The organism is Microbulbifer elongatus, assembly GCF_021165935.1.
Lineage (GTDB): Bacteria > Pseudomonadota > Gammaproteobacteria > Pseudomonadales > Cellvibrionaceae > Microbulbifer > Microbulbifer elongatus.
On record NZ_CP088953.1, the window covers coordinates 2,400,443 to 2,420,769 of the forward strand.

General features: G+C 59.7%; 15 protein-coding genes and 2 tRNA genes. 15 read left to right on the forward strand and 2 right to left on the reverse strand.

Annotation, left to right across the window (positions count from 1 at the left end; translation table 11 throughout):
* The first annotated feature begins 15 nt into the window (after positions 1-15).
* The 11 genes from LRR79_RS09770 (at position 16) to LRR79_RS09820 (ending at position 12,686) form a co-directional block, all read left to right on the forward strand.
* Positions 16-1,818: an ATP-binding SpoIIE family protein phosphatase gene (locus LRR79_RS09770; RefSeq protein ID WP_231757032.1), complete on the forward strand. Its 1,803-nt coding sequence runs from the start codon at positions 16-18 to the stop codon at positions 1,816-1,818.
* Between the two features lie 33 nt (positions 1,819-1,851).
* On the forward strand, positions 1,852-2,580 hold the full coding sequence (gene ccmA / locus LRR79_RS09775; protein WP_231757033.1) for a cytochrome c biogenesis heme-transporting ATPase CcmA: 729 nt from the start codon (positions 1,852-1,854) through the stop codon (positions 2,578-2,580).
* Positions 2,573-3,325, forward strand: coding sequence for a heme exporter protein CcmB (gene ccmB / locus LRR79_RS09780; RefSeq protein WP_231757034.1), 753 nt, complete (start codon positions 2,573-2,575; stop codon positions 3,323-3,325). The genes ccmA and ccmB overlap by 8 nt, the downstream gene beginning before the upstream one ends.
* A gap of 66 nt (positions 3,326-3,391) precedes the next feature.
* Complete coding sequence (locus LRR79_RS09785; RefSeq protein ID WP_231757035.1) at positions 3,392-4,147, forward strand: heme ABC transporter permease; 756 nt, start codon at positions 3,392-3,394, stop codon at positions 4,145-4,147.
* Between the two features lie 22 nt (positions 4,148-4,169).
* Positions 4,170-4,406, forward strand: coding sequence for a heme exporter protein CcmD (ccmD, locus tag LRR79_RS09790; protein ID WP_231757036.1), 237 nt, complete (start codon positions 4,170-4,172; stop codon positions 4,404-4,406).
* Positions 4,407-4,477: 71 nt separating this feature from the next.
* The gene (gene ccmE, locus LRR79_RS09795; RefSeq protein WP_231757037.1) at positions 4,478-4,927 is read left to right on the forward strand and encodes a cytochrome c maturation protein CcmE; all 450 of its coding nucleotides are present in this window, start codon (positions 4,478-4,480) and stop codon (positions 4,925-4,927) included.
* Positions 4,924-6,924 carry a heme lyase CcmF/NrfE family subunit gene (locus tag LRR79_RS09800; RefSeq protein WP_231757038.1) on the forward strand — a complete coding sequence of 667 codons (2,001 nt, stop codon included), beginning with the start codon at positions 4,924-4,926 and terminating at the stop codon, positions 6,922-6,924. The genes ccmE and LRR79_RS09800 overlap by 4 nt, the downstream gene beginning before the upstream one ends.
* A 42-nt stretch (positions 6,925-6,966) precedes the next feature.
* Positions 6,967-7,548 (forward strand): DsbE family thiol:disulfide interchange protein, encoded by a 582-nt coding sequence (locus LRR79_RS09805; RefSeq protein ID WP_231757039.1) that lies wholly within the window; start codon positions 6,967-6,969, stop codon positions 7,546-7,548.
* Positions 7,511-8,113: an IMPACT family protein gene (locus LRR79_RS09810; RefSeq protein ID WP_231757040.1), complete on the forward strand. Its 603-nt coding sequence runs from the start codon at positions 7,511-7,513 to the stop codon at positions 8,111-8,113. Before LRR79_RS09805 ends, LRR79_RS09810 begins: the two co-directional genes overlap by 38 nt.
* Positions 8,114-8,462: 349 nt before the next feature.
* Complete coding sequence (locus LRR79_RS09815; RefSeq protein WP_231757041.1) at positions 8,463-10,922, forward strand: glycosyl hydrolase family 18 protein; 2,460 nt, start codon at positions 8,463-8,465, stop codon at positions 10,920-10,922.
* A gap of 96 nt (positions 10,923-11,018) precedes the next feature.
* Positions 11,019-12,686, forward strand: coding sequence for a glycosyl hydrolase family 18 protein (locus LRR79_RS09820; RefSeq protein WP_231757042.1), 1,668 nt, complete (start codon positions 11,019-11,021; stop codon positions 12,684-12,686).
* 219 nt (positions 12,687-12,905) lie between these two features.
* Here the strand turns inward: LRR79_RS09820 and LRR79_RS09825 are convergent.
* Positions 12,906-12,982 (reverse strand) — tRNA-Asp (locus LRR79_RS09825).
* Positions 12,983-13,032: 50 nt separating this feature from the next.
* Positions 13,033-13,108, reverse strand: a tRNA-Val gene (locus LRR79_RS09830).
* Between the two features lie 197 nt (positions 13,109-13,305).
* On the opposite strand from LRR79_RS09830, the gene LRR79_RS09835 reads away from it, so the two are divergent.
* The 4 genes from LRR79_RS09835 (at position 13,306) to zipA (ending at position 20,324) form a co-directional block, all read left to right on the forward strand.
* Entirely contained in the window at positions 13,306-13,869 is a 564-nt protein-coding gene (locus LRR79_RS09835) for a cytochrome c-type biogenesis protein (RefSeq protein WP_231757043.1), read from the forward strand.
* Positions 13,850-15,115 carry a c-type cytochrome biogenesis protein CcmI gene (gene ccmI / locus LRR79_RS09840; protein WP_231757044.1) on the forward strand — a complete coding sequence of 422 codons (1,266 nt, stop codon included), beginning with the start codon at positions 13,850-13,852 and terminating at the stop codon, positions 15,113-15,115. The genes LRR79_RS09835 and ccmI overlap by 20 nt, the downstream gene beginning before the upstream one ends.
* Positions 15,116-15,409: 294 nt before the next feature.
* Entirely contained in the window at positions 15,410-18,913 is a 3,504-nt protein-coding gene (gene smc, locus LRR79_RS09845; protein ID WP_231757045.1) for a chromosome segregation protein SMC, read from the forward strand.
* Between the two features lie 25 nt (positions 18,914-18,938).
* Entirely contained in the window at positions 18,939-20,324 is a 1,386-nt protein-coding gene (gene zipA, locus LRR79_RS09850) for a cell division protein ZipA (protein WP_231757046.1), read from the forward strand.
* Positions 20,325-20,327 lie beyond the last annotated feature (3 nt).

Here is a 20,327-nt window from a genome sequence, read left to right on the forward strand (position 1 = left end):
TACCGCGTTACCCTGATGCCCGCCTTCCGAATTCTCATTATTGAAAGTGACTCGCAGGAAACCGCAGAGCTGCGTCGGCTGATTGATGAATGGGAGTACCGGAGTTCTGGGGGCAAAGTGTCGCCGGCATCGGTATTGTGTGTCCCCCATGCCGCTGCCGCCCTGCGCTGTTACGATGCCTTCGCGCCCAACCTCCTTATTTTTGGGCCAAACGCTGCGCTGGCTACCGGTAGAGAAGCGGTCGCACAACTGCGGCAGTGTATGGGGGTAGAGCCGGTACCGATCCTGGCGGTGCAGGAGCTGCATGACGCCGATCCCGAGACGCTGAGCCTGGCGCAATGTGACGATATTCTCACCAAACCCTACAGCCCCCGCCTGGTGCAGTTGAAGCTGGCCTCCATCCGGCGTTTCTGTGAGTTCGGCCGCTCCCTGATGGCGCAGCGTGACCGGCTTCGCCGTCATCACGCGGACTTTCTCCAGGAGCAGGCCAACGCGCGGGAGATCTTCGGTAACCTCGGCAATGAGAGCTGTCTGGACGATACTCCGGCCATTCGCTATCACCTGTCTCCGCGCGCCGTGCTGAATGGCGATCTGCTGGCGGCGACATATGCCCCCGATGGCAAACTGGTGTTGATGCTGGGGGATTTTGCCGGGCACGGTCTCGCCGCAGCGGTGGGGGCGGTTCCGCTGACTTCCGTTTTTTATTCGATGATTCCCCGGGGGTTTTCGTTTGCCCGCGTGGCCCGGGAGATCAATCGCAAGCTGTACGATATCCTGCCCCGGCAGATGTTCTGTTGTCTGGTGATGCTGGAGTTCGACCCCCGGCGCCAGCACCTTCGTCTGCTGAACGCGGGAATGCCAAGCCCCTGTCTGAAACGGTCCAGTGGCGCACAGCAATTGCTGGAATCCCGGCATCTGCCGCTGGGTGTGCTGTCTTCCGATCAGATCAGTTCCGCCATCGTGAATATCCGGGTGTTGCCGGGGGATCGGCTATTTCTGTGGAGCGATGGCATTCACGAAGCGCGCAACAGCAAAGGCGAACACTTTGGCGAGTCGCGTCTGTTGGATATTTTGCGGGAAACATCCGCAGGCAACGCGCCAGCCGGTGTCGGCAGGCCGATATTTGACCAGATCCTGATGGCCGTCAGTGCACACGCGGCGGAACAGCACGATGACCTATCGCTGGTGGAGCTGGATCTGTCCGATCCGGGCCTGCTGCGCAGAGGGTGTCCTGAACACGAGATGTCCGGGGAGCGAAAAGGGGGGCGCATCGGCGACTGGTCGATCAATTTCCGGCTCACGGAAACCGAGTTGCGGGAGACGGACCCGCTGCCGCACCTCCTTAGTGTGCTCGGGCAGATGCCCGGTGCCGCACGCTTCCAGGAGGATCTTGCTATCGCCCTGGGAGAACTGTTCCGCAACGCTCTGGAACACGGGGTGCTGGAACTGGATTCCTCGATCAAGGGGACAGATGATGGCTTTGTGCGTTATTACGATCTGATGGCGGAACGGAGAAGTCGTTTGTCTCAAGGTTGGGTCAACATTTCCCTCTGTTGCCGCGAGGGAAGTGGCGGTGGCAAACTGACGCTGGTGGTTGAAGACAGTGGCGACGGCTTCCCCCAGGTGCGTGAGGCGGGCTCCATCTACGCCGGCCGCGGCCTTGCACTGTTGCACACCGTGTGTGGCGAGGTGCGCTACTGTGCCGGCAGTAGCAGAGTGGAAGCGACCCTGACTTGGGGGGAGGCTTCCGATCAGACGCCGGAAGACAGTTCACAATCGCAATACGATTCCATGCAAACCCCGCCAGTACCGGTATAATTGCGCTCAGTTTTTCATCAGTGCCGGTGCTCAATGACCCTTACCGCTTCCGATTCTCCCGTTGCCGCCGGCAGCCCTCTCCTGTCCGTGCAGGGGCTGTGCTGTGAGCGCGATGGCCGGCCGTTGTTCGACGGACTGAGCTTTGCCCTGAATACCGGTTGTGCAATTCAGGTGATGGGGGCCAACGGCGCAGGCAAAAGTACTCTGATCCGTACCCTGATTGGCAGCGTCTCGGACTTTCGCGGCGAAATTCACTGGCGTGGCCAGGCGTTCCCTGCGGGGCTGCCGTCGATGCGCGCGGAACTGTTGTATGTCGGGCACAATGCCGGTGTGCGCCGGGGCCTTACGCCACTGGAAAATCTCGCCTGGTACGGCGCCACCGAGAAGGAAGCGTTTGAGGCGCTTGCGGCGGTGGGCCTGTTCGGGTTCGAGGATCTGCTGTGCCGGCAGCTGTCGGCAGGGCAGAATCGCCGAGTGGCACTGGCGCGCCTGTACCTTCCTGACCCCGCTCCCCTGTGGGTATTGGACGAACCGCTGGCCGCCCTTGATGTGGCGGGGGTGGAGAGTCTGGAGGCGCGTATGCGCGCGCATCTGGAAAATGACGGAAGCCTCCTGCTGACTTCTCACCAACCGGTCAATATTCCCGCGCTCAGCAGGATCGATCTGGCGGACGTCCAGGCCCCGTGTGAAGACCGTTTCGACGATGCCGCTGCCCTGGCCGGGCAAGTTCGCGGGACAGCGTGCGAGGTCCATCATGGGTGAGCCCGCAGTGCCCCCCCGCGCCTCCACCGCTGCCGATACATCGGCACCGTCGGCGAGCCGCTCTGCCTTTAGCCGGCTGCCGGGATTTTTTACCCTGTTGCGCACGGAGTTCACCCTGGCGGTGCGGCGGCGCTCGGATATCGTCAACCCATTGCTGTTCTTCGTCACCGTGCTGGCGATGATGCCGCTGGGGATCGGGCCGGAGCCGGAGATGCTGGCGCGTATGGCGCCCGGACTGATCTGGGTGATGGCATTGCTGGCGACGTTGCTCTCTCAGGAGTCTCTGTTTCGCAATGACTACGAGGATGGCTCCCTGGAGCAACTGGCACTGCAGCCGCAGCCGCTGTACTTTCCGGTACTGGCCAAAGTGCTGGTGCACTGGCTGGTGACCGGCTTGCCGCTGGCATTGCTCTCGCCATTGTTGGGGATGATGCTGAACCTCGGGGCAGCGGGCTACTGGCCGCTGTTGGTGTCCCTGCTATTGGGCACCGCCAGTCTCAGCCTGATTGGTGGGGTGGGGGCAGCGTTGACCGTGGCATTGCAGCGCCCGGGTCTGTTGCTGGCGTTGATTATTATGCCGCTGTATGTGCCCGTGTTAATCTTCGGCACCGGAACAGTGCAGGCGGCACTGGATGGCTACAGCTATGGCCCCCAGCTGGCGATCCTTGGGGCCATTCTGGCCGTCGCTGCTGCGCTGGCACCTCTGGCGTCTGCGGGTGCCATCCGTATCAGTCTCGAGAACTGACCCTTTCCTGCAGTTCCCACACGCGGTATGGGAATTGACTGAGAGAAGGGCATAGGAGTACGTATTTTGTCCTGGCAATGGTTTCACAGATTGGGTTCGCCGCGCTGGTTTTATCAGAAATCCGGTGCCTGGCTGCCCTGGCTGGGGGCGACAGCGCTGCTGTTGCTCTCGGTTGGTATTGTCTGGGGCCTGGGTTTTGCCCCGGAAGATGCCAAGCAGGGTAACAGCTACCGCATCATTTACATTCATGTGCCCGCGGCCTTCCTCGCCCTGGCCGGCTACTACATCATGGCGATTTCCGGGGCTATCGGCCTGATCTGGAAGATGAAACTGTCTTTTGTGGTCATGCGTGCCGCCGCACCGATCGGCGCCGTGCTGACGTTTATCGCGCTGTTCACCGGTGCTGTGTGGGGCAAGCCCACCTGGGGCACTTACTGGGTGTGGGATGCCCGTATTACCTCCATGCTGATTCTGTTCTTCCTGTATCTCGGGGTAATGGCGCTTTCCGGTGCCTTCAGTCGCGAGCAGTCCGGCGATAAAGCCAGCGCCCTGTTGGCCCTGGTTGGCACCGTCAATATCCCGATCATCTACAAATCGGTCGACTGGTGGTTCACGCTGCACCAGCCCGCGACGCTCAAACTGACCGAAGCCAGTACTATCGACCCGAGCATGTTCTACCCGCTGATCACGATGATCGCGGGCTTCTACCTGTTTTACGCCTGGGTGCTGACGCTGCATACCCGCACCCTGATCCTGCAGCGGGAATGGCGCACCCAGTGGGTGCGGGAATTGCTGGGGGCATCTTCCCCCGCCCGAGGTTGAGCCGCCAACGAGGATGCGAGCGATGGAATTTCAATTTGACAGTCTGGCCAGTTTTATCGCGATGGATGGCCACGGTCCCTATGTGTGGGCGTCCTACGGGGTAGCCCTGCTGGTGCTGGCAACCCTGGCGATTGTGCCGTCGATCCGGCAGAAAGCCTTGCGTGCGGAAATCGGCCGCAAGTTGCGCCAGGAAGAGGCGCGCCGCCGCGCAGCCCAGAGTGCGCGTACTGCGCAGACACAGCCGGAAATGGCGGACTGAATAGCGCTGCCGCGAACACCTGCGGTGGTAACGAATATCTACAACGAATTGCGATTGAGAACAGGATACCCATGCATCCAGCCCGTAAACAGCGACTGATACTGGTGGTCATACTGGTGGCGCTCTCGAGTGTCGCGGTGGGGGTTGTCACCTACGCCATGCGTGAAAACATGGACTTCTTCTATGCACCCAGCGCATTCGCCGCCGGCGAAGTGCCTGTTGAAAAGCGGATCCGTGCCGGTGGCTGTGTGGTGCCTGGCAGTATCGTGCGCGATGAGGATTCCCTGGATGTGCGCTTTGCGATTACCGATGGTGAGGCGGAGCTCGAAGTCGTGTTCGACAAGATTCTGCCGGATCTGTTTGCCGAGGGTGAGGCTGCGGTGGTAACCGGTAAACTCCAGCAGGGAGGGTATGTGCGTGCCGATCAGGTGCTCGCCAAACACGATGAGTCCTACACTCCGCCGGAAGTCGCAGAGACCATGGTGAATCAGGCGAGTTGCCATGGAGATGCCAAAATATGAGTCCTGAACTGGGCCATTTTGCCCTGATAATCGGTCTGCTGCTGTCCCTGGCGCTCGCAATCGTGCCCATGCTGGGTACCTATACGGGGCGTCTCCTCTGGGTGAACACCGCGCGCCCTCTGTCGATGGGTGTGCTTGCATTTACGGCGCTGTCGTATGTGTGCCTTACGGTCGCGTTTGTGAACAGCGACTTCTCCGTCGCCTACGTCGCGCAGAATTCGAACAGTATTCTGCCGATGATGTATAAGGTGACTGCGGTATGGGGTGGGCACGAGGGCTCCATTCTGTTGTGGCTGTTGATGCTGGCTGGCTGGACCGCCGCGGTCGCGGTGTTCAGCCGTCAGTTGCCCGCAGTGCTCGTTGCGCGGGTACTGTCGGTCATGGGTATGCTGCTGATCGGCTTTTTCCTGTTTATTCTGCTGACCTCAAACCCCTTTGATCGCATTCTGCCGTTCCCGCCCAGTGATGGCAGTGACCTGAATCCGTTGCTGCAGGATCCGGGGATGATTATTCACCCCCCGTTGCTGTATATGGGCTATGTGGGTTTTGCAGTGGCCTTCGCCTTTGCCATTGCCGCGTTGCTGGAAGGGCGACTGGACAGCGCCTGGGCGCGCTGGGCGCGGCCCTGGACGGCGGTGGCCTGGGCGTTTCTGACTCTGGGGATCGCGCTGGGAAGCTGGTGGGCCTACTACGAACTTGGCTGGGGAGGCTGGTGGTTCTGGGATCCGGTTGAGAATGCCTCCTTTATGCCCTGGCTGGTGGGAACGGCACTGCTGCACTCGCTGGCTGTTACCGAAAAGCGCGGTCTCTTCCGCAGCTGGACCATTCTGCTTTCCATTTTTGCGTTCAGTCTCAGTTTGCTGGGCACCTTCCTGGTCCGCTCCGGCGTGCTGACCTCGGTGCACGCGTTTGCCACTGACCCGCTGCGGGGCGGATTCATTCTCGCGTTTCTGGCAGTGGTTGTAGGGTTGTCCCTGCTGTTGTTCGCCCTGCGAGCGCCCACGGTCAGTGCCGGCAGTGTGTTTTCGTTCCGCTCCCGTGAAACCTTCCTGCTGGGCAACAATATTCTGCTGATATTGATTATGGCGGTGGTGCTCACCGGCACCCTGTATCCACTGCTGGCCGATGCGTTGAACTGGGGCAAAATCAGCGTGGGCCCACCGTTCTTCAATATGTTCTTTGTGCCGTTGATGCTGGTGCTGTGCGTTCTGCTGGGTATGGGGATTCACGCCAACTGGAAAGACAGTCAGACGAAAAAGCTGGTGAAGTCCTGGGGCATGCCGGCACTGGTGGCAGCTATTGGTGCGCCACTGCTGACGCTGCTGGCGGGTGATTTCCACTGGGGCGCGGCACTGGGATTGTTTGCGGGACTGTGGGTGATTGCTGCGAGTGTCGCCGATATTCTGGCCAAGTCGCGGAATGCCGATAGTCTGCTTGCCGGCCTCAAGCGTCACCGCGCCAGTTATTATGGGATGCACCTGGGGCACGTTGGTCTGGCGGTTTCAGTACTGGGGGTGGCCCTGACCACCGTGTACAGTGTGGAAAAAGACCTGCGGATGTCGCCGGGGCAGAGTGCCACAATGTCTGGCTACGAATTTACCTTTGAAGGTGTGCGCCAGGTACGCGGGCCCAACTATCGCGCCTCGGAAGGGGTGTTGCTGGTGCGTAAAGACGGTCGCCAGGTGGCCGAGTTGCTGCCGCAAAAACGCAGTTATTTTTCCGGCGGCAATATCATGACCGAAGCCGCCATTGATACCACGCTGTTCCGGGATCTGTACGTCGCGCTCGGTGATCCCATGGACAGGGAAAACCTCAGTGGCGATTGGGCGGTGCGTTTGCAGTACAAAGCGTTTGTCATCTGGATCTGGCTGGGCTCGGCGCTGATGGCACTGGGCGGGGCCATCGCGGTTGCCGACAAACGCTACCGTAAGGTACGGGCGGCACGGGCAGGTAAGGTCCGCGCAGAGGCTGCGGGTGGTTCCCTGGCCCGTGCCTGATTGGCTTTCCAACAATAAGCGATATACGGATTTTCGGATTACATGGCAAGACTCAAGCTGTTCCTTCCACTGATTGTGTTTGCCGCGCTGGCCGCGCTTTTCTGGCGCGGCCTGTCGCTCAACCCTCAGGATATGCCCTTGGCGCTTGTTGACAAACCCGTGCCGGAGTTTGCCCTGCTCGATGTGGAATCCAATCGCGAATTGAAAAAAGCGGATCTGCCCAGTCGCCCGCTGTTGCTGAATGTCTGGGCGACCTGGTGTATTTCATGCCGGGTGGAGCACCCCTACCTGAACGAGCTGGCAGAGCAGGGTGTACCGATCGTCGGGATCAATCTGAAAGACGACAACGAAGCGGCACAGAAGTGGCTGGAACAGTTCCAGAACCCCTATGTTTTTTCGGTATCGGACAACGAGGGTCGGCTCGCGCTGGATCTGGGGGTTTTCGGTGCACCGGAAACATTTCTGGTAGATGCTGGCGGCACGATTCGCTGCAAGCATGTCGGCGTGGTGGACGACAAAGTCTGGCAGACGAAATTGCAGCCGCTGTATCAACGGTTGCAGAATCAGGAATGGGACGAATTTTCTGGTGAGTTATCAGATTCCCTGCTCGCCCGTTGTCGCTGAGACAGAAGAAAAAAAGAGCCGCTTTATCTGCTGGCTGGGGCCGGTGATCGATAAAGCGGCTTTTTTGCACGAACTGGAAAGTATCCGTGCGCGCTATCCGGACGCCTCCCACCATTGCACGGCGCTGATCGTCGGCAATCCCGCAAACCCCGATGTGATGCAGAGTGACGATGATGGTGAGCCCGGCGGCAGTGCTGGCAGGCCAATGCTGGAATTGCTGTTGAAACAGGAAGTGGGCAACGTGGGTGCCATCGTTACGCGCTATTTTGGCGGCACCAAGCTCGGAGTGGGTGGTCTGATGCGCGCCTACCGCGGAGCCGTGGGTGCTGCGCTGCAGATGGCGACACTCGAAACCCATATCCCTCTGCTCGACGTGCAGATCGTCTGCGATTTCGCCGGCGAATCCCGTGTGCGCTTTCTGGTGACTCGTTACCGCGGAGTGTGTGGTGATGTTGAGTACAGTGACCGGGTGCGCATTGCGGTGCAACTGCCGCGAGATCAGTGGCCGCCCTTGAAGGAAAAACTCGCGCCAGAAGGTTTTTCGTTTTCCCTGTCGACGCCCTGAATCTTTCCTTTCCCGGCTCTTTTTTCCTGTATCGCCTTCCGATTCGGGATTACTTGGCAATCCTTGCACTAAGTGGCGCCGTTCACGTCCATCGGTTTGACAGCGTTGTCAGCTGCCCGCTAGCTTGGCAATGCTAGTTGACAGCGCTGTCGGCTAAAAGTTGGTGCGCTTTTCTAATTCCGCCTCCTTCAAAAGAGGAGGGCTCTTTTCCTCTAGCGTTTTCTTTCCTTGCGGTACCGATCCAATCAATCGGGCGGAATGATCCGCCATTTCAATACCGACTCTTCGACTGGGAGAAGAAGAAAACATGCAAAAAACAACAATAAAAAGGATATGGAATACTGGCGCCGTGTTGCTTGGCCTGTGGGCTGCGGCAAGTGCGTCGGCATACGATTGTTCAGGTGCGCCGGAGTTTGTAGACGGCGCCAGCTATACCACCGGCGCTACCGTGCAAAGCGCCGGCGTTGCCTATCGGTGTGATGTCGGTGGCTGGTGTAGTCAGGGGGGGGCCTATGCCCCCGGTAGTGGTTGGGCCTGGGAGCATGCCTGGAGCGGCCTGGGTAGCTGTGATACCGCTGGCTCCAGCAGCTCCAGCAGCTCCAGCAGCTCGAGTAGTTCAAGCAGTTCGAGTAGTTCGAGTAGCTCCGGTAGCGGCTCTGGTAGCGGAAGCAGTAGTTCCAGCTCTGGTTCCGGTGGTTCTTCCGGGAGCGGAAGTGGCTGCCCCACCTATGTTTCGGGCAGCGCCTACACCGCCGGTGATGTGGTGTCCAATGCAGGTGGTTTCTTCTCCTGTTCAGTAGCCGGCTGGTGTTCTTCCGGTAATTCGGCGTACGAGCCGGGAGTCGGCTGGGCGTGGGAAAATGCCTGGGCCAGCAGCAGTGAAACGGCGTGCTCGGGAGGTGGCAGTAGTAGCGGAGGCAGTGGTGGCACTGTTCCAGACGAATATTTCTGTGCGACCGAATGGCAGACCGGCACGCTGTATACGGAGGGGAGTGTTGTCGCTTATCAGGGCATTGCGTATCGCGCACTCGTGGATACCCACTCCATCGCACCAGACAATACGGCTTATCCGGGGCAGTGGGAGGCTGCGGGATATCCCGACGATGCTCTGTGTCCGGTGCCAATTCCCAACAGTATTGATTATGGAGAGGCCCAGCCCGTCGACGGTAATCTGAGTGCCGGGGTGGTGAACCCTGCTGGTGCGATCGGTGCCGCGCGAATTGCCGATTCTCAGTCACCAATATCCGGTTTTCAGGGCGGTGCCGATCCGGCTGCGGATAACGGTGGTGATCACGGTGGTCTCGACGTCGACAATGGAGCCCGGGGGACCAAGCTGGTGCCTGGCAATCTGCCTTTGCAGCACAACGGGTATAGCCTGAGCGCCGGTACCGAGGTCGTCACCTACATTGGCGATTGGGCAATATACGGCCGACAGTACGACTTTACCCAACTGCCGGCCGCCAATCTGCACCGCATCGTGTATGGCTTTGCCGGTATCTGCTATCCCGATGCGAAAAACGTTCAGGACGGCGGTTTTCCCACCACGGCTCCGGCGGCAGTGATGCGGACCTGTGATCAGAGCGGGCTTCCCGACGGTGCCATGGCCGTGGCGGATTTTGAGGCGGCCTTTGTGCGCGATGTGGGCGTCGCCCCAAAAGGGATCGTGGGCACGGAAAGCATGTACGCACTCGATAAAGATAAGGTCGGTGGTGTCTTCGGCGTGCTGTATCAGCTCCGTCAACAGAATCCGCAGTTAAAGCTCGATCTTTCCATCGGCGGTTGGACCTTGTCCGAGGGCTTCCCGTGGATGGCCCACGATCCGGCGCGCCGTAAAGCCTTTGTGGATTCCGTTGTGCATTTTCTAGAGCGCTATGACTTCGATGGGGTGGATATCGATTGGGAATATCCGGGTAGCGATGGCGCGGTTGTGGGAATGGCGCGAGAAGACGATGGCGAAAATTACGCAACCCTGATTCGTGAACTGCGCGCAGGCATGGACTGGTTAAGTGAAAAAACGGGTAAGCCCTATCGCCTGTCATCGGCCATTCCTGCCGGACTCGGCCGGCTTGAAAAAGTCGACTGGACACAGGTGCATCCGTACATGGATCGCCTCTACGCCATGACCTACGATCTGACAGGCGCCTGGGAGCGTGAGCTTTCCCACCATACGCCGTTGTATGTAAATCCGATGGCAGTGGGCTCGTCTGCGGGCACATCGGCCAGTTGGACGCTCAACTATCTGCAAAGCCTGGGAGTGCCTGCCAATAAGCTGATGATTGGCGCGGCCAACTATCATCGCTCCAAAGCGACGCATCCCGGGGACATTTCTCAGTTTACCCATGGGTTGACGGGCAATAGCAGCTACGGAGACGGCAGCTGGAGTGGGGCGGATCTGATTCTCGGTATCGCCGGGCTTGGCTCCTGGGAAGCTGGTGTGATCGAGGGTTACGATCTTTACCAGAACTATCTGGATAGCAATATGCTGCCGCGTAATGGGTTCTGGCTATATACCGATGCGGAAGCCAATGCGGACTACCTGTACAACGACACCATTGGTGCATTTATTTCCGTGGAAACCCCCCGCACCGTTGCCCTGAAGGCGCAGTACGCCAAAGACAACGGCCTGGCCGGCATCTTTTTCTGGATGGCAGAACAGGATAATGGTTACAACCTGAACGCGGTAAATCATGTGTTGGGAAATAGCCTGACACAGGACCGGTCTGATGGTGATCCGGCAGACCAGATTCCTGTCTGTGGGCGCAATGTCACTGCTGCAGAATGTGAGTCGTTGATCGCGCCGTTGCGCTGAGCGCAGATGTACTGACCGTTGCCCCTTCATCGTACCGACCTGGCTTCGGGAGAGTTGTGGGCAGCGGTATCTTGTGGAAAAAATAAAGGACAATTTATGAAAACGCATCTTTGGAGTAATGCGATTCGGTGGTTGCTGTGTTTTGCTGGCTTGATGGGGGGTGGCTCTGCTTACGCAGTGGACTGCTCCGGACTGTCGGTTTGGAACAGTAGTGACGCCTACAGTGGCGGGGCGCAGGTGCAGCACTTGGGCACCGCGTACGAGGCCAACTGGTGGAGTCAGGGCAGCGATCCCGCGCAGCACTCCGGTCAGTGGCAGGAGTGGTCGGTCATCGGCCAGTGTGGTGGCGGGAGTGCCTCCAGTTCCTCGTCTTCCAGCTCGTCTTCTTCGGGGTCGTCCTCATCGGGTTCCTCGTCATCCTCTTCCGGCGCCTCATCCAGCTCGTCCTCGGGCGCTTCTTCTGGTGGTGGCAGCTGTCATTCCGTGCAGTACGTGGCGGGCGTCAGTTATGCAGCGGGGCAGCTGGTACAGAATATGGGGTATGAATATCAGTGTGATGTCCCCGGCTGGTGTTCTTCCGAATCTGCCTGGGCGTACGCACCAGGGGAGGGCGACTACTGGGATCACGCATGGACCCAGGTGGGAGATTGTGGCGGCTCTTCCAGTTCCTCGAGCTCTTCGTCGGGGTCGTCTTCGGGGACGTCTTCGGGATCCTCCAGTGGTGCTTCGTCGAGCAGCTCTTCAGGGGGTTCCAGTGGTGGTAACAATCGTCGCCTGATATCTGGCTATTGGCATAACTTTGACAATGGCTCCGGTGTCATTCCGATTGCGGATGTTTCCGATGCCTACGACGCGATCAATGTATCGTTTGCCGAGCCGACGGGCGCGGCACCTGGGGAAATTGGTTTTGTGCTGGACCCGCTGTTCAACGAGCAGGACTTTATCGCGGGTATTCAGTCCAAACAGGCGGCAGGTAAGAAAATCATTATCAGCATAGGCGGGGCCAACGGTCAGGTGCGCCTTGAAAGCGCTGTAGCCCGCGACAACTTTGTCGCGTCGATGATCGATATTATCGACCGGTACGGATTCGATGGCCTGGATGTGGATTTTGAAGGGCACTCTCTGGAATTGAATGCCGGGGATGTGGATTTCCGCAACCCCACCACGCCGGTGATCGTCCATCTCATCGATGCGCTGCAGGCCCTGGTCGCGCACTACGGTGATGACTTCATGCTCACCATGGCTCCCGAAACCTTTTTTGTGCAGCTGGGCTACAGCTTTTACGGTGGCTCCTGCTCTGGCTGCGATCGACGTGCCGGCGCCTACCTGCCGGTGATTCACGCCATGCGTGATGATCTGGACTGGCTACAGGTGCAGCACTATAACTCGGGTTCGATTATCGGGTTGGACGATCAGTACCACAGTATGGGGGTTGCCGATTTTCATATCGCCATGGCGGACATGGTTTTAACCGGCTTCAATGTTGGCGGCGACCCGAACTATTTCTTCCCGCCACTGCGACAGGATCAGGTGTTGATCGGGCTGCCGGCCAACGTGAATGCCGGCGGTGGGTTTACTTCGGTCAGTGAGGTACACGCTGCGCTGAACTGCCTGGTGAAATTGCAGGGGTGTACCACTTATACACCGCACACGAATACTGGGTGGACCGGGCTCGGAGGGTTGATGACCTGGTCAATCAACTGGGACAAATTTAATAACTTCGAATTTTCGACTGAACACCGGGCGTTTCTGGATGCGCTGTAATATCGGATCGTGGATACGAAAGGGAAAAATGATGGGCAGGGAAAGTAGGTAAAGTGAGGTGCAGGGTGCGGCCGGGACTGATTCGCGGCTGCGCCGCTCACCCTGCGGGCGCCTTCGGCGTCTTAAATTGCTGCGCAATTTGATCGAACGAGGGTTCTCGCACGCCGATCAACCACATACAAAAAAGGCCCTCACTTTCGTGAGGGCCTTTTTTGTATGTGGCGGACCGGACGGGACTCGAACCCGCGACCTCCGGCGTGACAGGCCGGCATTCTAACCAACTGAACTACCGGTCCGCATTCCTGACATTCCTTTGTGCAATCTGCCGTGCAGATGTAAAGGAAAGTGGTGGGTGGTACAGGGGTCGAACCTGTGACCTACGCCTTGTAAGGGCGCCGCTCTACCAACTGAGCTAACCACCCCGCGTCAGGAGCTGCGTATAGTAATGATATTTTTTGGGGCGTCAACGGTTTTTGAAAATTTTTTTTCAATTCAATGAGTTAAGCGGGTGGCAGCGTAATTCGGTTTAATGCGCAGGGAGTTGGCATTGCTGCGGTTCGGACGTGTTTGCCGGCGCCGGCGCTGATATAATCGCCGGAATTTCCGCCGGAGAAAGCCAGTGCAGAAAAAAATCTTGGCAGCGCCACGGGCTGCCGTCCTGACCCTGCTGATCGCGATGGTCGCACCGCTGTCCGCCAGTTACGCCTCGGTAGAGGTGGAGCCCCTGTCTACCCCGGAACTGCAGGCGCGTTATCTGGTTTTAATTGAAGAAATGCGCTGCCCCAAATGTCAGAACCAGAATCTGGCCGGGTCCGATTCCATGGTGGCTACCGATCTGCGGCGGGAAATTCGCCGGCTGCTGGAAGAGGGCTTCAGTGACCAGGAGATCAACGATTATATGGTGGCGCGCTACGGAGACTTTGTTCTGTACCGTCCCCCGCTGCAGCGCAACACCATGCTGTTATGGGTGGCGCCGGGGGTGTTTGCCGCGCTCGGATTACTGTCCCTGATCGTGATTGTGGCGCGCTCTCGCAGTGGGCGTGGTGGGCAACAGAGTGATGAAAATGATGCGCTGAGTCCGGAGGAGTCCCGGCGTCTGGCGCAGTTACTTGATCGTAGCGATGATCTGGAAGGGCGCGAGTCCGTGGCCCAGCAAAAGAGCGGTGGCAAAAACGATGTTTGATCTCTGGATAGTGCTGGCGCTTCTACTGTTGCCACTGGCGGCTGTGATTGTGTGGCCCATACTGCGCAAACAGCGCACCCCGGTGACCCCGACGCAGGCTTCACAGACCGAACTCTACCGGGAGCATCTGGCGGAGATCGAAAATGCCCACACCAGCGGTGCTATTGATGAGGTGCAGTATGAATCCCTGAAGGCGGAGCTGGCGCGCAAGCTGTTGGCGGAAGAGCCCGGAGCGGGTTATCGCCTGGCAGAGAGTCACTCCGGTGGACGGGGTCTGCTGTTCGCGCTGGCGTTTGTGGTGCCCTTCGCCGCGGTGGGGCTGTACTTCTATTGGGGGTCCCACGACGACCTTGCTCTCTATCGTGAGATGCTCGCCAGTCAGGCGGGTGAGACGGATATGGTGGCGGAAGCGCGCATTACCCAGCAATTGCGAGAGCGCGCGGTCAGCCACCCGGAGGACCTCAATAGCCGTTATGTGCTGGCTCAGCGCTTGCTGGTAAGCAACGACATTCAGGGGGCGGTGGCACAATATCGCTATATTGTTGCCCGTGAGCCGCAGGCGGCAAATATTCGCGCGGAGCTGGCGCAGGCGCTGTTCTTTGCCAATGGCTCGCAGATGAGTGCTGAGGTGATGCGCGAGGTGGATCAGGTTCTGTCTGCGCAGCCGAACAATACAACCGCTCTTGGCCTGGCGGGTATTGCGGCATTTGAGCAGGAGAATTTCTCCGGCGCCAAGTCCTATTGGCAGCAGGCGCTCGCGCAAATGGCTCCCGGGTCAGGTGCCGCCCAGGCACTGGCTGCAGGGGTTCAGCGGGCAGAGGCCGCGCTGGCAGAAGCCGGAAACGGTGACGTTGCCTCCGCTGCGGGCGCGCAGCCCGAAGCAGTGGGTGAGGTCGGAACGCAGAAGGAAAATCGCATTGCGGTATCCGTCGCGCTGGCCGACTCCGTAGACTACGCCCCGGATACCCCGGTATTTGTTTACGCGCGTACCGCGGAAAGTCCGATGCCGCTGGCAATTGTCCGACTCACCGCCGCGGACCTGCCCACGCAGGTGGTGCTGGACGAATCCCGCGCGATGATGCCCGGGCGCAGCCTGAAAACTGTCGATCAGGTGCAGCTTGTGGCCCGTCTCGCCGTCGGCGGTAATGCCCGCCCGGCGCCGGGAGACTGGCAGGGCGAGGTGAAGGCCCTGGCCCGTTCAGACTGGTCCAGGCCGGTAACGATTGTGATCGACGAGCAGATCTGATCCGCAGCTGCTGAGTCAGCCCGTCCGGCTCGACCACTTTCCCCCGGGGTAGCCGGGAATCCCTTTTCCCGGCTCCGTTTTCAGGCGGAGCCGTCGCTGCCGTATTGTGGTGAAAATAGCGCTGAAACCCGGCCCTCAGCCATGTACAATCGGCGGTTTGCAAAGACAAAACGGCGATTTGCGGGTACTGGCCAGTCAGATCCCCCGGGCAAATCCTCCAGAAAGTACAACGAAGAGCGTTCGGCGGCGGCACCATGACCGCACGGGCGCCGGGTATTACCGAGTTTTAAGACCATGCGTTTGAAGTGTATCAAGCTGGCCGGATTCAAATCGTTCGTCGATCCGACCACCGTTTACTTCCCCTCCAATCTGAGCGCCGTGGTCGGCCCAAACGGCTGTGGCAAATCCAATACCATCGACGCCGTGCGCTGGGTAATGGGTGAATCCTCCGCGAAAAACCTGCGCGGCGACTCCATGACCGACGTCATCTTCAATGGCTCCAGTGGTCGTAAGCCTGTGGGTCAGGCTTCCATTGAGCTGGTCTTCGATAACTCCGCGGGCAAACTGACCGGGGAATACGCCGCATTCACTGAGATTTCCATCCGGCGCAAGGTGACCCGCGAAGGGCAGAATATCTATTACCTGAATGGCGAAAAGTGCCGCCGCCGCGATGTGACCGATCTGTTCCTGGGCACCGGCCTGGGTCCGCGCAGCTATGCGATTATCGAACAGGGCATGATCTCGAAGCTCATCGAGGCCAAGCCGGAAGAGCTGCGGGTGTTTATCGAGGAGGCCGCGGGTATCTCCAAGTACAAGGAGCGCCGCCGGGATACGGAAAACCGTATGCGCCGCACCAAGGAAAACCTGGAGCGCCTCACCGATATCCGAGATGAACTGGACCGCCAGCTTGCGCGCCTGGAGCGCCAGTCTGCGGCGGCGGAAAAATACAGCCGTTTCAAGGAAGAGGAGCGCACGCACAAGGCGCACCTGCAGGCTCTGAAGTACAAAGACCTGGATGACCAGGCGCATGCCAAGCAACAGCAGATCGGCGAGCTGGAACTGACCGTGGAAGAACTGGTGACCCGCCAGGTGGGCTTCGATACCGGTATCGAAGAGCAGCGTGTGGCGTACCACGATCTGTCGGACGCCTTTAACGAGGTGCAGGGGCGGTTTTATGCGGTGGGCGCGGACATTGCGCGCCTGGAGCAGAGTATCTCCCACGCCCGCGAGCGCAATACCCAGCTACAGACCGATTTGGCCCGCACCGAGCAGGAATTCAATGAATCCCAATCACTGCTGGCGGCGGACCAGGAAAAAGCGGTTGAATTTGACGCCGAACTGGAAATCATCCTTCCCGACCTCGAAATGGTACAGGCCGCGGAAGAAGAGTCCGCACAGGCGCTGCTGACCGCCGAAGATCAGATGCGCGACTGGCAGAATGAGTGGGACCAGTTCAACCAGGGCGCGTCCGGCTCGCGCCAGCGCGCGGAAGTCCAGCAGTCGCGTATCCAGCACCTGGAAACCTCGAGCCAGCGTCTGCAGGACCGTATTACCAAGCTGCAGACCGAACGTGAATCCCTGTCTGGATCCGGTGACGACCTGGAGCTGGAGCAGCAGAACGAAGAGCTGGCCGAGCTGGAAATGCAGCTGGCAGATCTGCGTGAATCCATTGCCGAGCAGGTGGAGCAGCTGTCCGAGCTGCGCCGCCAGGAAACCGAGCTGGGTGCGGAGCTGGACAAGGAGCGCCTGCAGCTGCAGACCAGCCGCGGCCGCCAGGCCTCACTGGAGGCGCTGCAACAGGCCGCCATGGGGCAGGGCAAGAATGTCGCCAGCTGGCTCGAGCAGCACAGCTTGCAGGATCGCCCGCGCCTGGCGGAGCAGATCAGCGCCCGCGCCGGTTGGGAAACCGCGGTGGAAACCGTTCTCGGCGCCCAGTTACAGGCGGTGTGCGTCGACCAGATCGATTCCCTGCAGGAAAGCCTCACCAGCTTTGACGGTGGCCAGGCCGTGTTTGTCGACGGCCACAGTGCCCCGGCAGCCGCCGCCGGCAGTCTGCCGAAACTTGCCGAGGTCGTGGAAGGCCCGGCCTCGTTGAGCGGGCTGGTGGATGGCATCTATACCGCCGAAGACCTGAATGCGGCCCTGGCCCAGCGCGATCAACTGAAAGCCAATGAGTCCATCGTCACTCGCGATGGCCTCTGGGTCGGCCCCAACTGGCTGAAGGTCAGCCGCGGAGGTGATGCGGAATCCGGCGTACTGGCGCGCAAGCAGGAGCTGGAAAACCTGGAAGCGGCGCTGGAAACCTGTGAAGCGCGCATCGAAGAGCTGTCGGAACAGCGCGAACAGCTGCGCAGCCGCGCCAGCGAGCTGGAACCCGGTATCGAGCAGGGCCGCAACAATGCGGAGCAGCTGAACCGCCGCACCGGCGATCTGCGCAGCCAGCTCTCTGCCCAGCGCGCGCGCCAGGAGCAGATGGACGAGCGCCGCCGCCGAATTGAAGCGGAAATTGCCGAAGTGAAAGAGCAGCAGGAGCTGGAAGCCGAGTCGATTTCCGAGGCGCGCATTGTGCTGCAGGAGGCCCTGGAGGCCATGAGCGACGACACCGATCGCCGCGAATCCCTGCTGGCGCGCCGCGAAGAACTGCGCGAAGCCCTGGATGCCGCCCGTCAGCGCGCCCGCGAAGACAAGGACCGTGCGCACGAACTGGCCATGCGGGAACAGTCCGTACGCACCCAGAAGGTATCCCTGGAGCGCACCCTGCAGGTATTGCGCGAGCAGGTCGAGCGCCTGCAGGAGCGCCGCGAGCAGTTGTTGCGCCAGATGGAAGACGCCCAGGATCCGTCGCAGGATTTCCAGTCGGAACTGGAAGAGAAGCTCGGCCAGCGTATTGAGGTGGAAACCGAGCTCTCCGAAGCGCGCAAAAAAATGGAAGAAGTGGAGGCCACCCTGCGCAACCACGAGCAGGAGCGCCACAAAGTGGAATCCGCCCTGCAGGGGGTGCGCGCCCAGTTGGAGCAGCAACGCCTGGCGGCGCAGACTCTCGAAACCCAGCGTAGTGGTCTGGTGGAGCAGCTGGCGGAAGCGGGGCACGAATTGAAAGGCCTGCTGGAGGAACTCCCCGAAGAGTTGACTATCGAAGCCGTACAGCAGGATATCGAGCTGGTGGCTGCGCGTATCTCCCGTCTGGGGCCCATCAACCTGGCCGCCATCGACGAGTACAAGCAGGAATCCGAGCGCAAGAACTACCTGGATACCCAGTACAACGATCTGACCGACGCGCTGGAAACGCTGGAAAATGCCATCCGCCGCATCGACAAGGAAACCCGCACCCGCTTTAAAGAGACCTTCGACCAGGTTAACGGCGGCCTGCAGGAGTTGTTCCCTAAAGTATTCGGGGGCGGCCACGCCTATCTGGAGTTGACCGGCGACGACCTGCTGGATACGGGGATCGCGATCATGGCGCGACCACCGGGCAAGCGAAACAGTACTATTCACCTGCTGTCCGGTGGTGAGAAGGCTCTGACCGCAATTGCCCTGGTATTTTCCATCTTCCGCCTCAACCCGGCCCCCTTCTGTATGCTGGATGAGGTGGACGCACCGCTGGACGATGCCAACGTGGGTCGCTATGCGCGGATGGTAAAAGAAATGTCAGAACACGTTCAGTTCATCTACATTACCCATAACAAGATTGCCATGGAGATGGCCGATCAACTGTTGGGGGTAACCATGCACGAACCGGGTGTTTCCCGTCTGGTATCCGTGGATGTGGAAGAGGCCGCGGAACTGGCTTCTGCGTGACGGGCACAGGGAGAGGGATGTAATTATGGACAACTGGCTGATCAATCTGCTGGCGCTGGTGCTACTGGGCGTAGTGCTCGATGGTGCCCGCCGCGCCTATCTCAAGCATAAAGATTCGGTAAAAGTCTCCCGCAACCTGGCTCGCTCCATGCGTCAGGAAATGGAGGATGGCAACGAAGATATTCTGTCCACCCCGCGCACCGTAAAGGAAGCGGCGGATGCCACGCCGATGCCGGAAAAATCCAGCCCCCTCAGTGAGTCCGAGCTCGAATACATCGATCCGGAAGAGGCGGAAAAGCGCCGCCAGATCTCCGCGGAACTGCCTGGCACCGTGCGGGTGGTACAACGCCGCAAGCCGGAAGATGCGAGTCAGGTGAATCGCCAGGTACAGCAGAACTTCCAGTCATCCCGTAAACCTCTGGCGGGCAGCAAGCCTGAACGTGTATCGGAGCGCAGCGAAATGCGCACCGATGTGCCCGCGCCATCGACCACCACCACGCGTGCTGCCAAGGTGCCGGAACAGGCCTCGCTGAACCTTGAGGAGCAGGTGCCAATGCTGATGGACTCGGTGGAGCCGGACATCGCACCGCAAGCCGCCGGTGATATGCCATCCGAATACACCTCAGAAGACAGCCTGCAGTATCAGGGAGAGCTGGATCCGGTTGCCGGCCTGGCCTCCGCCGGCGATGAGTCGCCGGTGACCGATCGCCGCGAACCCTCTCTGGACGAGTCCATCAGCCTCGAATCTCTGCAGTCGGTGCCGGACGATGCGCCGGTGGAAGAACCCGAAGCGCCGGTGAAGAAGCCCGGCTGGTCACCGGCGGACCTGAAACTGCCGGAGATTAAATTTCCAGAACTTAAAAAAGGCCCCGACCTGAAAAAAGCCGCCGGTCGCGATGGGGTGGAAGACGCGGAAAGCCCTGGTAAGAAGAAGTCCGGCAAGCGCGGCCATAGCGGGTCGCAAGAGCGGGAAGTACAGGAAGTCCTGATCCTCAATATCATGGCCCCCGCAGGCGACTGTTTCGAAGGCAATGACCTGTTGCGGGTGCTGTTGTCCAGTGGGATGCGCTTTGGTGACATGAATATTTTCCACTACCACTGCGGCGAGGCGGGAGAGGGACCTGCGCTGTTCAGTCTGGCGAATATTGTGGTACCTGGCACCTTTGATATGTCGGAGATGGAAGACTTCACCACTCCCGGGGTAAGTCTGTTCCTGGCGTTGCCCGCGGAAGTGGAAGCCCTGAAGGCGTTCGACACCCTGTTGTCTACCGCGCGTACCATTGCCGAGCAACTGGGCGGCGAGCTGAAAGACGAGAACCGCAGTGTGTTTACCGCGCAGACTGCGGAGCACTACCGCCAGCGGGTCATGGAATTCCAGCGCCGCACTGCGCTTGCCCGTGCCCAGGCCTGATCA

Bases quoted from the DNA above. Each gene is read 5' to 3' on its own strand.
- LRR79_RS09770 (WP_231757032.1), top strand. From the start codon at position 16: ATGCCCGCCTTCCGAATTCTCATTATTGAAAGTGACTCGCAGGAAACC.
- ccmA (WP_231757033.1), top strand. From the start codon at position 1,852: ATGACCCTTACCGCTTCCGATTCTCCCGTTGCCGCCGGCAGCCCTCTC.
- ccmB (WP_231757034.1), top strand. From the start codon at position 2,573: ATGGGTGAGCCCGCAGTGCCCCCCCGCGCCTCCACCGCTGCCGATACA.
- ccmD (WP_231757036.1), top strand. From the start codon at position 4,170: ATGGAATTTCAATTTGACAGTCTGGCCAGTTTTATCGCGATGGATGGC.
- ccmE (WP_231757037.1), top strand. From the start codon at position 4,478: ATGCATCCAGCCCGTAAACAGCGACTGATACTGGTGGTCATACTGGTG.
- LRR79_RS09800 (WP_231757038.1), top strand. From the start codon at position 4,924: ATGAGTCCTGAACTGGGCCATTTTGCCCTGATAATCGGTCTGCTGCTG.
- LRR79_RS09805 (WP_231757039.1), top strand. From the start codon at position 6,967: ATGGCAAGACTCAAGCTGTTCCTTCCACTGATTGTGTTTGCCGCGCTG.
- LRR79_RS09820 (WP_231757042.1), top strand. From the start codon at position 11,019: ATGAAAACGCATCTTTGGAGTAATGCGATTCGGTGGTTGCTGTGTTTT.
- smc (WP_231757045.1), top strand. From the start codon at position 15,410: ATGCGTTTGAAGTGTATCAAGCTGGCCGGATTCAAATCGTTCGTCGAT.
- zipA (WP_231757046.1), top strand. From the start codon at position 18,939: ATGGACAACTGGCTGATCAATCTGCTGGCGCTGGTGCTACTGGGCGTA.